Source organism: Actinomyces dentalis DSM 19115, assembly GCF_000429225.1.
GTDB classification, from domain to species: Bacteria; Actinomycetota; Actinomycetes; order Actinomycetales; family Actinomycetaceae; genus Actinomyces; species Actinomyces dentalis.
This window is the reverse complement of sequence record NZ_AUBL01000020.1, coordinates 1-12,978: the sequence shown is the minus strand read 5'-3', so window position 1 is coordinate 12,978 and position 12,978 is coordinate 1. Positions and strand designations below refer to the sequence as shown.

Annotated in this window: 10 protein-coding genes and 2 pseudogenes; 4 read left to right on the top strand and 8 right to left on the bottom strand. The window is 72.7% G+C overall.

Translation table 11 applies throughout. The features are described from left to right. Positions 1 to 36: 36 nt before the first annotated feature. Complete coding sequence (locus G446_RS0105900; RefSeq protein WP_026409462.1) at positions 37 to 1,416, bottom strand: amino acid permease; 1,380 nt, start codon at positions 1,414 to 1,416, stop codon at positions 37 to 39. A 241-nt stretch (positions 1,417 to 1,657) separates the two neighbouring features. Between G446_RS0105900 and G446_RS0105895 the strand changes: the two genes are divergently transcribed. From G446_RS0105895 to G446_RS0105885, 3 genes are all read left to right on the top strand, one after another. Beyond that, the gene (locus tag G446_RS0105895) at positions 1,658 to 2,164 is read left to right on the top strand and encodes a nodulation protein NfeD (RefSeq protein WP_026409461.1); all 507 of its coding nucleotides are present in this window, start codon (positions 1,658 to 1,660) and stop codon (positions 2,162 to 2,164) included. Between the two features lie 39 nt (positions 2,165 to 2,203). Then, the gene (locus G446_RS0105890) at positions 2,204 to 3,595 is read left to right on the top strand and encodes a flotillin family protein (protein ID WP_026409460.1); all 1,392 of its coding nucleotides are present in this window, start codon (positions 2,204 to 2,206) and stop codon (positions 3,593 to 3,595) included. Between the two features lie 232 nt (positions 3,596 to 3,827). Then, positions 3,828 to 4,661 carry a DsbA family protein gene (locus G446_RS0105885; protein ID WP_026409459.1) on the top strand — a complete coding sequence of 278 codons (834 nt, stop codon included), beginning with the start codon at positions 3,828 to 3,830 and terminating at the stop codon, positions 4,659 to 4,661. A 57-nt stretch (positions 4,662 to 4,718) separates the two neighbouring features. On the opposite strand, the gene G446_RS0105880 is transcribed toward G446_RS0105885, so the two are convergent. From G446_RS0105880 to G446_RS0105850, 7 genes and pseudogenes are all read right to left on the bottom strand, one after another. Then, a complete protein-coding gene (locus tag G446_RS0105880) occupies positions 4,719 to 5,747 on the bottom strand; it encodes a siderophore-interacting protein (protein WP_245574603.1) in 1,029 nt (342 codons plus the stop codon). A 17-nt stretch (positions 5,748 to 5,764) separates the two neighbouring features. Continuing rightward, positions 5,765 to 6,646, bottom strand: a complete 882-nt coding sequence (locus G446_RS16225; protein ID WP_034469361.1) for an ABC transporter ATP-binding protein — start codon at positions 6,644 to 6,646, stop codon at positions 5,765 to 5,767. After that, positions 6,643 to 7,725, bottom strand: a complete 1,083-nt coding sequence (locus tag G446_RS0105870) for a FecCD family ABC transporter permease (RefSeq protein WP_026409457.1) — start codon at positions 7,723 to 7,725, stop codon at positions 6,643 to 6,645. Before G446_RS0105870 ends, G446_RS16225 begins: the two co-directional genes overlap by 4 nt. Continuing rightward, on the bottom strand, positions 7,722 to 8,774 hold the full coding sequence (locus tag G446_RS0105865) for a FecCD family ABC transporter permease (RefSeq protein WP_084779029.1): 1,053 nt from the start codon (positions 8,772 to 8,774) through the stop codon (positions 7,722 to 7,724). The genes G446_RS0105870 and G446_RS0105865 overlap by 4 nt, the downstream gene beginning before the upstream one ends. Continuing rightward, entirely contained in the window at positions 8,771 to 9,814 is a 1,044-nt protein-coding gene (locus G446_RS20895; protein ID WP_051285694.1) for an ABC transporter substrate-binding protein, read from the bottom strand. The genes G446_RS0105865 and G446_RS20895 overlap by 4 nt, the downstream gene beginning before the upstream one ends. Before the next feature lie 612 nt (positions 9,815 to 10,426). After that, positions 10,427 to 11,320: pseudogene (locus tag G446_RS21515) on the bottom strand (hypothetical protein); the annotation flags it as partial. Positions 11,321 to 11,757: 437 nt separating this feature from the next. Beyond that, entirely contained in the window at positions 11,758 to 12,363 is a 606-nt protein-coding gene (locus tag G446_RS0105850; protein ID WP_156916536.1) for a hypothetical protein, read from the bottom strand. A 469-nt stretch (positions 12,364 to 12,832) separates the two neighbouring features. Between G446_RS0105850 and G446_RS19835 the strand changes: the two are divergent. Next, positions 12,833 to 12,978 (top strand): annotated as a pseudogene (locus G446_RS19835) (IS256 family transposase); the annotation flags it as partial.

Sequence of the window (12,978 nt, the reverse complement as noted above, 5' to 3'; positions counted from 1 at the left end):
CCGATCCCGTACCGCGACGGGCCGCGCCGTCGGGCCTCAGCGCGATGCGGCGCGGCGCGAGCGCGCCCACCAGGCGGCGCCGAGGGCCGCCAGCCACAGCGGCGAGACCCTCACGGCCAGCCACGTCTCCCGCTCCAGCGTCAGCGTCCAGGTCACGAAGGCGAAGAAGGCCAGGGACCCCCACGCCGCCGCCCAGCCGCCGGGCAAGCGGAAGGCGCTGGCCGCGTGCAGCTCGGGGCGCAGGACGCGGAAGCGCATGTACGACACGACGATGACGCACCACACGAGGATGAACAGGACGCTGGCCACCGTCGTCACGGCGACGAAGGCCGTCATGATCGAGTCGGACACGTACATCAGCGGGATCGAGGTCAGCAGGGCCGCGCAGGTCACCAGCAGCGCCGGGCCGGGCACGCTGCGCGCCGTCAGGGCGCGGAAGGCCCGTGGGGCGTGTCCGGCCCACGACAGCCCGTACAGCATCCTGGACGTGGAGTAGATGCCGGAGTTGGCGCTGGAGGCCGCCGCCGTGAGCACCACGAAGTTGACCGCGCCCGCGGCCGCGCCCAGCCCGGCCAGCGAGAACATGGCCACGAACGGGCTCGCCTCCGGCGACACCCCCCGCCACGGCGTGACCGCCATGATGGCCGCCAGCGCCCCCAGGTAGAAGATGACGATGCGCACCGGGATCGCGTTGATCGCCCTGGGCAGGGTGACCTCGGGGTCGCGGGCCTCCGCGGCGGTGGTGCCGATGAGCTCGGTGCCCACGAAGGAGAACACGGCGATCTGGAAGGCCTCGGCGAACCCGTGGAAGCCCCTGGGGAACAGGCCCCCGTCGCGCCACAGGTTCGCCGGGTCCGCCCGCGCGCCGCCCGGCGAGGTGAACCCGATCGCCACCAGCGCGACGCCCACGACCACCAGGGCGATAATGGCCACGATCTTGATGATGGAGAACCAGAACTCGATCTCGCCGAAGGCCCGCACGGTGGTGAGGTTGAGCCCCAGCAGCACCGCCACGGTGATCACCGGCGCCACCCACAGCGGCAGGCCCGGCCACCAGAAGCGGGCGTAGCCGGTGATGGCGACGACCTCGGCGACGGCCGTCACCAGCCAGCACACGTAGTAGGTCCAGCCGACGAAGAACCCGGCCCAGGGGCCGATGAGGTCGTGGGCGACGTCGGCGAAGGACTTGTAGTCCAGGTCGGACAGGAGGACCTCGCCCAGGGCCCGCATGACGAGGAACAGGACGCCGCCGATGACCGCGTAGACCAGGAGCACCCCGGGGCCGGCCGCCGAGATGGCCTTGCCGGAGCCCATGAAGAGCCCGGTGCCGATGGCCCCTCCGATGGCGATGAGCTGGACGTGCCGGTTGGTGAGACGGCGCTGCAATTGGTGGTCCTGAGCGATCTGCTCGGCCATGGGCCCTCCTCGGGGTGGACGGACGCCGGGCAGCCTACTCGCAGGTCCGGGTCGCGGCCCGCCGGGGCGGGACCGCCGCCGGCGCGGGGCCCGCGGGCGGAGGCCCCGGGCCCCGTCGCGGCCCGCCGCTGCCCGCCGGCGCGGTCAAGGTCCCGGCCGGGGTTCCGATCCCCATGTCGCAGCCGCCCCGAACGTGGAAGACTGGGGCATGGCGCTGACGGACCGAACTTGAGAGGCGGACATGACCCCCTTCCTGTGGTGCGCGGTGGCGGGCTGCGGAGTCCTTCTGCTCTCCATCGTCCTGGACGGGCTGTTCGACGGCCTGGGCCTGGACGACATCGGCTTCGACGGGGCCCTGCCGGTCCTGTCCACCGCGGTCGGCGTCTTCGGCGCCGCGGGCGCCGCGGTGCAGGCCATGGCCGGCGAGCACGTGGCCGCGGCCGTCCTCATCGGCGTGCCGGTGGCGGCGGGACTGGCGGCCGGCACCGGGACCCGGGCGGTGTGGGTGCGGTTCCGCCGCGCCATGCCGCGCAACGCCGTGCCGATGACTCCGGGGGAGCTCGTCGGCTCGCGGGTTCGGGTCCTGTGGTGGAAGGACGGGCGCGGCGAGGTCGTCGCCCTGGCCCGCGGCCACCAGGCGACCCTGCCGGCCCGCTCCGAGGAGCCGCTGCGCACCGGGGCCGACGCCGTCGTCCTGGAGGCCGACGAGGGCACCCTCGTGGTCACCTCGCTGCTCCTCGAGTCCTGATCCCCTGCCCATCACCTTCGTCTACCCCTAGGAGAACGGATGCTCTACGCGATCATCGCCGCCGTCGTGCTGGTGGTGCTCATCTTCCTGTACATGCTCTCCCGAGTGGTCGTCGTGCCCTCGAACCTGACCGGCCTGGTCGCCGGATCCACCCGCAACGGCGAGATCAAGATCATCCGGCCCGGCGGGCGCGACTTCGTGCTGCCCATCATCCAGTCGATCCAGTACCTGCCCTTCACGCAGAACACGATCGGCTTCCAGGTCACCGCCGAGGACGAGAACAAGATCAACGTCAACGTCTCGGCCGTGGCCGCCGTCAAGGTCGGCGACTCCGACGAGCAGGTGCGCGCCGCCGCCAAGCGCTTCCTGGGCAAGCCCAACACGGACCAGGCGATCGCCGACTCCGCCCGCAACGCCCTCATCGGATCGCTGCGCTCGATCATCGGCCACATGACCATCACGGACCTCATCTCGGACCGCGACGCCCTCCAGCAGAACGTCTTCGACGACGCCAAGTCCGTCATGGCGAACATGGGCCTGGAGATCGACGTCCTCCAGATCTCCGAGATCACCGACGCCGGCGGCTACATCGAATCCCTGGGCGTGCCCGAGCAGCAGCGCGTGGAGAAGGACGCCCGCATCGCCCGCGCCCACGCCGAGCGCGAGGCCAAGGACGCCGAGGTCACCTCGCGCCAGCAGATCGCCGAGCGCGAGCGCGACCTGGCCCTGCGCCAGGCCCAGCTCAAGGCGGAGACGGACCGGGCCCAGGCCGAGGCCGACTCCTCCGGCCCGCTGGCCCGCGCCGCCAAGGAGCGGGAGATCGCCATCATCGAGCAGGAGGCCGCCCAGGCCAAGGCCGCCCTGACCGAGCGCGAGCTCGACTCCACGGTGCGCAAGCCCGCCGACGCCGCCCGCTACCAGCGCGAGCAGGAGGCCGAGGCCGCCAAGGTCGAGGCCATCCGCCGGGCGGAGGCCGAGGCCGAGCGCACGCGCCTGGACGCCCAGGCCCAGGCCCAGGCGACCGTCGCCCGCGCCGAGGCCGAGGCCCGCGCCACCGCTGCCCGCGCCAAGGCGGAGGCCGAGGCGATCGCCGCCCGCGGTCAGGCGGAGGCCGCCGCGATCCAGGCCGCCGGCGAGGCCGAGGCCAGGGCCATGAGCGACAAGGCGGACGCCCTGGCCAAGTACGGCGAGGCCGCCACCCAGCAGATGGTGCTGGACAAGGCCCCGGAGATCGCCCGCGCCCTGGCCGAGCCGCTGGGAAGCGTCAAGGACATGTCGATCATCTCCACCGACGGCGCCTCCGCGCTGCCCAAGGCGGTGGCCGGCAACGTCGAGCAGCTCGACGCCGTCATGCGCTCCCTGACCGGCACGGGACTGACCGAGATGCTCAGCCAGTTCATGAACGCCAAGGGCGGCAAGTCGCGGAGCTGAACGGGGTCCGACGGCGGCGGGCGCGGGCCGAGTCGCGCCGCGCCGCCGCCGTCGGACCGGCGCGTCCGCCCCGGGGCGGACCCGCGCCGTCCGACCGGGGGCGGGCCTGCGCCGTCCGACCGGGGGCGGGCCCGCGCCGCGCCCGGCGCCGCATACTCCTCGTGTGCCGCACGACCCGCCGTCGTGCGGCACACGACTGCGCGGCGGCGCCGGTTTCTGAGACACTGCGGTCATGACGAGTCCGCTCTCCAGTCCGAAACCCCAGTACCCGCAGGCGCCCCGGGGCCTTCAGAGCCCGCAGCCCCCGAACGGCTCGCGCTCGCGGATGGTTCTGCTGCTGGCGGGACTCATCGTGGTCGTCGTCGTTGCGGCGGTCGTCTTCGCGGCGCTCCTGTACACCCGCGGCTCGCGGACCGCGAGCGGGCCCGCGACGACGTCGGGCGCGCCCGGCCCCACCCCGACGGTCGAGCCGACATCCGCGGCCTCCGTCACCGATCCGACGACCCTGACGGCCATGCACGGCGAGGTCACCCGAGACCCGAACGACCCCCGCGCCAAGGGCGACGTCAACGCGCCCGTCGTCATGGTCATCTACTCCGACTTCGCCTGCCCCTTCTGCACGAAGTTCGCCCAGGAGGTCGAGCCCCGGCTGGACGACCTCATCGAGAACGGCACCCTGCGCATCGAGTGGCGCGACCTGGCCCAGGTCACCCAGACCTCGCCGCTGGCGGCCCAGGCGGGCATCGCCGCGGGCAAGCAGGGCAAGTTCTGGGAGTTCCACGACGCCGTCTACGGGGCCGCCGACCCGCAGGGCCACCCCGAGTACACCGAGGACTCGCTCGTCGACTTCGCCGAGAAGGCCGGAGTGCCCGACCTGGAGCGCTTCCGGGCGGACATGACCGATGCGGCCACCGTGAAGGCCGTGACCGACGCCAATCAGCACGCCTACAGCCTGGGCATCAAGGGGACCCCGTTCTCCATTGTGAACGACGCCTACATCGGCGGTTACAGGTCCGCCGACTACGTGCGCGCCACCGTCCTGGAGCAGGCGGCCCTGGCCAAGTAGCGCCCCGCCGCCGCTCCCCTTTCCGCCGGTCTCGCGAAGGGGAGGGGGCGCAGTGGTTCAGTTCTCGGCTCGCCCGAGCCGCCAGTAGCCCATGAAGGCCACTGAACGGCGGTCGACGCCTCGCTCGGCCACAAGATGACGGCGCAGAGCGCGCACCGCCGCGGCCTCCCCGGCCAACCAGGCGTACAGGCTCGTGCGCCTGAGCGCGGCCCCGCCCCGGGCGGTGCGCGGCACCTCCCACAGCAGGTCGTGGTCGACGTCGATCTCCTCGACCTCCTGCGCCGTCCCCACCGGGCACAGCTCGCCCGCGGCGCGGCGCACGCCCTCCACGAGGGCCTCGCCGTGCGCCCTCCCCTCCCGCCCCGTCACCCGCACCTCGAAACCGGGATGGTCCGGCAGATAGGCGGCGTCGGCACGAGTGGGCATCTCGACGACGGCGATACCGCGGGCCGTGGTCGGGAGGTCCTGAAGAATTCGGGCTATGGCGGGCGCCGCCGTCTCATCGCCGCCCAGAAGGAAGCGCTCGGTGACGGCCGGCGGGACGAAGTCGACGCCGCCGGAGAGGGCCGCCCCGGGCGGTCGGCCCCGCAGCCAGGACCGGCGCGGCCCCAGGAGCACCGCCCGGCTGCCGACGGCGGCGTCGCGGATCCACCGCGAGGCGGGCCCCAGCGGCTCGTGCACCACCATGTCGACGTCGACCCGCGTCGGGCCGCCGGCGCCGGCACCGGCCCCGGCGGTATCGACGGCGCCGGTAGTGCCAGCGGGTCGGACGCGGCGGGTGGTGTAGGTGCGGATCGGATTTCGCCGCTCCTCCGGCAGCACCCGCCATCGCTCGTACCAGTCCTCGCCGTCGGGCAGATGCTCGTAGCCGCCCGACGGGGCGGGCAGGATGAGCTTGATGCGCTGGTCCCGGCCCGGGTCGGCGAAGTCGTCCAGGCCGGGACCGACGAAGGTGAAGCGCCGCATCGAGGGGGTCAGGTCCGCGATGGCGACGACGTCGACGTGGAAGAAGCCGAAGCGCCCGGCTCCCGCCGCCCGGTTCGCCGCCCGGCTTCCCCGGCCCTCCCGGGGCGTTCCCCGGCTCACTCCCCGGTCTCCCCGGCTCACCGCCCAGCCTCCCCGGGGCGCTCCCCGCCCTCGGTGCGCTCCCCGACCGGCCGCCGCCCGGCCTCCCCGGCATGGTGGCGGCCCACGGGCACCACCAGCGGCGTGCCGGAGACGGGATCGGTGATGACATCGGCGTCCAGGCCGAAGACCTCCTTCACGAGGGCGGCGTCGACCACCTCGCCGGGGGCGCCGACGGCGGCGACGCGCCCGTCCTTCATGGCGATCATGTGGTCGGCGTAGCGGGCCGCCAGGTTGATGTCGTGGAGCACCATGACGATCGTCGCGCCCCGGCCCCGGTTGAGGTCGGTGAGCAGGTCGAGGACCTCCACCTGGTGGGCCAGATCGAGGAAGGTCGTCGGCTCGTCCAGCAGGAGGACGTCGGTGCGCTGGGCCAGGGCCATGGCGATCCACACGCGCTGGCGCTGACCGCCGGACAGCTCGTCGACGCTGCGATCGGCCAGGGCGGCGGTGCGCGTGGCCACCAGCGCCTCCTCGACGATCTCGCGGTCGCGCGCCGTCCACAAGCGGAAGGCCCGCTGATGGGGATGGCGCCCGCGCCCCACCAGGTCGGCGACCGTGATGCCCTCCGGGGCGATGGGCTGCTGGGGGAGCAGGCCGAGCCGCCGGGCCAGCCGCCGGGTCGGGATGGAGCCCAGGGACTCGCCGTCGAGCAGAACCGATCCGCCGACCGGCATCAGGATCCGCGACATCGTCTTGAGCAGCGTCGACTTCCCGCAGGCGTTGGCGCCCACGATGACGGTGATCCGGGCGCTGGGGATCAGCAGGTCGACGCCGTCGACGACGACGCGCCCGCCGTAGCCCGAGCGCAGCGCCTCGGTGCTCAGGGTGCGGGGGACGGCGGGTGCGGGTGAGCTCATGCGGAGGCCCCCTGACGGTTGAGGCGGATCAGTTGGAGGACGAGGTAGGGCGCGCCGACGATCCCCGTGACGACCCCCACGGGCAGCGTCGTGGGGAACAGGTGCTGGCCCGCCAGGTCGCCGCCCAGGACGATGGCGGCGCCGGTCAGGGCGGCCGGCACCAGCAGCGTGCGGTCGGTCCGCCCGATCAGCCGTGCCGCGATCGGCCCGGCCAGAAAGGCCACGAAGGCGATCGGGCCGGTGACCGCGGTCGCGAAGGAGGCCAGCGCCACCATGGTGAGCAGGAGGGCCAGGCGAGTGCGCTGCACGGGCACGCCGAGTCCGACGGCGGCCTCCTCGCCCAGCGGCAGGACCCGCAGGTCCCTCCCCAGGCCCAGGAGGACGGCGCTCAGGACGAGCACGCTCCCGCCCAGCAGGGGCACCTGGTCCCAGCTCGCGCCCGACAGGGAGCCGCTGAGCCAGCGCATGGCGTCGACGACGTCATAGACGGAGGCCTTGAGCTGGAGGTAGGCGATGACGGAGGACAGCATGGAGGACACGCCGATGCCGATGAGGATGAGGCGCCCGCCCTGCGCGCTCCCGGAGCCGGACAGCAGGTGGATGACGGCCGCCGTGGCCAGGCCGAACCCGAGGGCGATGAGATTGACGCGCATCCCCGACCAGTCCAGGACGAGGATCGCGAAGACGGCCGCGGCCGAGGCGCCGGAGGTGATGCCGATGACGTCGGGGCTGGCGAGCTGGTTGCGGAGCATGGTCTGCGAGGTCGTGCCGGACATGCCGAAGGCGAGGCCCGCCAGCAGCCCCAGGATCGCGCGCGGCAGCGTGAGCTCGCCGATGACGAAGGAGGCCCCCGGCACCCGCCGCCCCAGCATGACCGCGACGGCCTGGTCGGGGGTGTACCAGTGCTCGCCGGTCAGGACGGTGGCCCACCACAGGGCGGCCACCAGGAGCACCAGGCAGGTGGTGACCATCAGGTAGCGGCGGGCGCGGCGCCGTCTGCCCGCGGTGGTGAAGCCCGGATCGGGGGAGACGGCGGCGGCGGGCGTGGGGCCCGGACTCGATGCGGGGCTCGTGCTCACAGTTCGCGCGCCTTCGCTCCCCGGACGATCGCGATGAGGACGGGCGCCCCCACGAAGGCGGTGACGATGCCGGCGCTCAGACCGCTCGGACGGGCGACGACCCGTCCGACGACGTCGGCCAGCGTCAGCAGCGCCGCCCCGCCGAGGGCGGACAGCACCAGCAGCCGCCGGTTGTCGGGGCCGGTGAGCATGCGCACCGCGTGGGGGACCATGAGCCCGACGAAGCCGATCGGGCCGACCAGCGCCGTCGTCGTCGCGCAGGCGATGACGCCGGCCGCGGAGGCCAGCAGGCGCGTGCGCATGACGTTGACGCCCAGCCCGGTCGCCATCTCGTCGCCCAGCGCCAGGGAGTTGAGCGGCCGCGCGACGACGACGGCGAGCACGCCGGCCGCGACGAGGAAGGGCGCCCCCGCCGCCAGCGACTCCCACGTGCCGCGGCCCACGGAGCCGACCTGCCAGACGCGGAAGTCGTTCAGGCCCTGGGCGCGCGGCAGCATGATCGCGCTGATGAGCGAGCTCATGGCGGCGCTGGTCGCCACTCCGGCCAGGGCGAGCTTGACGGGCGTGGCCCCGCCCGGCCCGGTCGAGCCGACGGCGTAGACGAAGACGGCGGTCACCCCCGCCCCGAGCATGGATATCCACAGGTACTCGAAGGTGGAGGAGATGTGGAGGAAGGCGATGGACGCCACGATCGCCAGGGAGGAGCCGGTGTTGATGCCCAGGATCCCCGGGTCGGCGATCGGGTTGCGGGTCACGGCCTGCATGAGCGCGCCGGAGACCGCCAGCGCGGCCCCCGCGGCGAGGGCGGCGGCGGTGCGGGGCAACCGCTCGGCGACCGCCGCGGCGCCCAGGTCGCCGCCCGACCCGGTCAGCCCGTGCAGGATCTCCTCCAGGCCCACGACCCTGGCGCCGAAGGCGATCGAGCACAGCGCGGCGACGACGACCAGCCCCGCCAGCAGGATCAGGACCGGGCCCGTTCCTCGGGCGGTGCTCGGGGCGCGTCGTCGGTCCCGGCCCGACGGCTGCCGGGCGGTGCTCGGGGCGCTCACTGGACCTTGCCGGCGGCGGCCGCGATGAGGTCCACGTAGTCCTTGATGCCCCACGGGATCGACAGCGGCCCGGGGTTGGTCGCGGCGGACAGCGGGGTGCCGTTGCCCACGAAGGCGACGGCGCCGTTCTTGATCGCCGGGATGGTGCCCAGCAGTGGGTGCGCCTGGATGCCGGCCAGCTCGGAGGCCTCGCCGTACATGACCATGAGCTCGACGTCGGAGACCTGGTCGGCGTTCTCGGAGGCGAACTCGAGGTAGAAGTTGTCCGGGTCGGCCTGGGAGGCCTTGGCCACGGAGTCGGGGATCGTCATCCCCAGGTCCTCCATGAAGGCGGTGCGCGGGTCGAGGGTCGTGTAGTAGCCGAAGGTGGACATGTCCGAGGGGACGGCGTAGAAGAAGGCGGCTTTCTTCCCGGCGATCTCGGGATGGGGGGCGACGGCGTCGGCCACCTGCTTCTCCAGGTCGGCGATAAGGGCGGCGGCCTCGTCGGCCTTGCCGATGGCGGTGGCGTCCATGGTGATCATGTCGCGCCAGGGGGTGCCCCACGCGACGGTCGGGTAGGCGATCGTGGGGGCGATCTTGCTCAGGGTGTCGTAGTCCTTCTGGGTCAGGCCGGAGCAGGCCGCGAGGATCACTTCGGGGGCGGTGTCGGATACGGCCGCGAAGTCGATGCTGTCGGTCTCGTCGAACAGGGCGGGCTGCGCGCCGCCGGCCGCGACGAGCTCGTCGACCTTCTTCTTGGTCCAGGCGAGCATGCCCGAGCCGTCGTCGACGCCCCAGGTCTGCTTGGCGAACCCGACGGGCAGGATGTCCATGGCGAGGGGGACGTCCTGGTTGGCCCAGGAGACGCTTGCGATGCGCGTGACACCGACAGGGACCTCGGTGGAGCCGAAGGCATGCTTGACGGTGATCGTCTCGCCGCCGCTCGGGCCGGAGGAGCCCGAGTCGGCTCTGCCGCAGGCGGCTGCGCTCAGGCCGAGGGCGGCCAGGGCGGGGGCGAGGAGAAAGATCTTGCGGGAGACGGTCCGGTGGACGGTCACGATGCGCTCTCTATCGTCGGCGGCAGGGCCCTGTCGACAATAGTGAAGGATTGCCTTGCCTAACAGGTCGGATGGTCGTGTCCTCGAGCACCTTTGCGGGTGATGCGGTGTTGTGAACGGTGGCAGTGACCCGCGAGACCGGCGCAAAGTGCGCACCCTGTGGATGACTCGGGACAGTCGACCTGCCCCGGCCCACCGCTCTTCCGCGAACGCGCAGGTTTCCAGTCGAACGCGCATCTCCCGTCTGCGCGTTCGACTGGAAACCTGCGCGTTCGCGGAATCTGGCGGCGAAGGGGGCGGGGTCAGGCCAGGGGCTCGCGGGCGCGGGAGGTCTGCGCCTCGTCGGGCAGCTTGTGGTGCCAGGGCGCGCTGTCGCTCATGAAGGAGATGGGGTGTCCCTTGTGGGAGTGGGCGACGATGAAGGTCGGCCCGCCGGGCTCGACCGGCGCAGCCCCGAAGGCGTCGAGGAGCGCCTCGTGGTCGTGGGCGTCGACGTCGACGACGTGGGCGCCGAAGGCCCGGACTTTGCCGTCCAGGGGACAGGTCGTTGGCGTCCTCGGTGGTGGCGCCCTGCTGGATGTGGTTGCGGTCGGCGACCACGATGAGGTTGTCGAGCTCGAACTGGGCGGCGGCCATGAGGGCCTCCCAGTTCGAGCCCTCCTGGAGCTCGCCGTCGCCGGTCAGGACGAGGACCCGCCGCGGGGAGCCGTCGATCTTGGCGGCCAGGGCGTCGCCGACGGCGATGGGCAGGCCGTGCCCGAGCGGGCCGGTGCTGGCCTCCACCCCGGGCACCCTGGTGCGGACAGGGTGGCCGTTGAGGCGGGAATCGGGCTGGACGAAGGTGTCCAACTCGGCCGCCCCCAGCAGGCCAGCCGCGGCGAAGGGGGTGTACAGGGCGTTGGCGGCGTGCCCCTTGGAACAGGATGACCCGGTCGGGGTGGGTGTCAGCCGTGGGAGGATTGGGTGAAGTGATTGCGCCGGCGCTCTTCCGCGGCTCGACCGCGACTGGTAGTGTGACGTGCGTCCGGTCCCTGCGGGAGGAATGTCCTGTGTTGCGGTTCCCCGCTCTGCCGTCGTCGTCTGGATTATCGTGGCGCGGCGTGCGGCGGCGTGTCCGCTCCGGGGTCGGCGTGTCGGCGGTGCCGGCGCTGGTCCGCGAGGTCCGGCGGTCTGCTCGAGTAGCGGGTCGTCGCCCTCACCGGTGAGCGCGCCGCTGTATGCGCCCGGCGCGGAGGCGGCGACCTCGACGGCGGGCGCGGTGGCTGATGCCTCCGCGCCCGCTGCCGAAGTCGCCGGGTGCGTGAGCACGGGACCGGCGGCGCCCCGGGCGTCCTGACCACCGCGGAGCTCGCCCGCGGGCGAGCTCCGGGCCGTCAGCCGACCCGGTCGAGCCCCGGGCGTCAACCGACCCGGCCGCGAATGGTGGATTCGAGGGCGCCGGCGGGGCACAATGGGAGCGCGTGCGGGGCTCGGCTCCGGTTGCGGTTCTCTTCGTCCAAGGTCCATCCGCTCCGGACACGGACCCCGCACGCGCCGTCGTCGGGGTCCCGGACGGCGCCGACGGACGGGTCTCCGCCGGGGACGGGGCGGGTTCGGACCCGATCGTCCGCGGTCGTGCCGGTCGCGCCGTCCCCCGCGCGCCCCTCCTCGGGGGAGCCGGGTGCGGCCCGGGACCCGGCGCGCCGTCCGCGAGTCCCCCCCGGGGGAGTCGTTTTGGTGATGTCACCTGGGCTCGCATTGCGCGAGGTGGGCTCGCGAGAATCGAGCTCAGGCGGATTGTGTCGCGCTGGGCTCGCACGGCGCGAGATGGGATGGACTGCGTCGCGCTGAGCTCGCATTGCGCAAGCCGGGCCCGGCCCGCGCCGGGTTCGGCCCCGCGCCGCCGGGTACGCGCCGGTACGGAGTCGGCTGCGCCTCCGCCGCATCCTCGCTCTGCGTGGGTCTTACGGGGTCTGCGCGGGGGTCGGGGTGCTCTCGGGCGGGGCGGGGGCGAGGGGGACGTCCCGGCCGGGGATGGGCCGGCCGTTGCAGGCCCAGGGGGTCATGGACACCGCCAGATTGATGATGCCGGCCTTCACGTCGCCGTTCAGGGGCGTCTGGTTGGAGAACGCGAGCAGTACGAAGGAGTCCCCGCAGGTGATCAGGGCGCTGGGGCCTCCTTCTTCGTCCGGGATGCGGAATTCTCCGGTGGCGCCCTCGACCCCCGGCACGTCGAAGGCCTCGGAGCGTCTGCCATGGGGCAGCCGTGAGAGCTGCCAGGGGTGGTAGCCATGGAGTTCCCGGCCGAATTGGGAGTAGAACACCAATGTGCCCCAGGCGTTGTCGGTGTACATCTTCCCTCTGCACTCCAGATGTCTGATGGAGCCGTCCTGCGGGTCGGTGCTCGTGTCCGGGAACAGGATCACGTAGCCGATTATCGCCTGCACCGAGGCCTCGGGCACGCCCGGGCAGGTGAAGGTGGCGGTGGCGGGATCCACGGAGGCGGGGGCGGCGGCGATGGGCACGAGCCGAGGGCCCTCGGCCGGGACCGCGCAACCCGTCAGCGCCACCGCCACAGCCATTGTGGCGGCGCCCGCCGCCGTCCGCCGACGAACTCCGCCGTGTCGGGGGGTGAGGTCAGTTTTTTTCTTGGCCGGACCTCGGATCGTAAACACTGCCATATCCTTCCTCGTAACCTTTTCTTGCGTTTTCGCCGAAGCCCTGCAGTCCACTGCGCCCGTCGTCGGAGGGCAGGACGCCCGCCAGATAAACAAGACCCTTCTGCCGACCGGAGATCAACGGGGGTTCTCGTGAACGATCCGCTCACCCGACTCATCGGGGCAATAGGTTCTCGTCATGAATTCGCCCCTCGCTATCACGGGAATAACTTCCTTCCGAGTCCAAAGCACCCCGCTCACTGGGTGCGTCTCTTAGTGTGGTGGCAATTCCCGCGGGGCTTCCGCCCGGGGTCGTCGGCACGGGCGGCGGGCATCGTGGGAGCCCTGTTCCTCAGCCAGATTCACAAGGAGTGCACCCACGATGCCCGCCACGAACCAGTCTGCCGTGTCCACGCTGATCCGGGAAGTCCTTGCCGACCCGGATCTGGCTCACGATGACGTCTTCCGCCGCCTGCTCCAGGCCGGGCTGCAGGATCTGGTCGACGCCGAGGCCGCCGCCGTGATCGG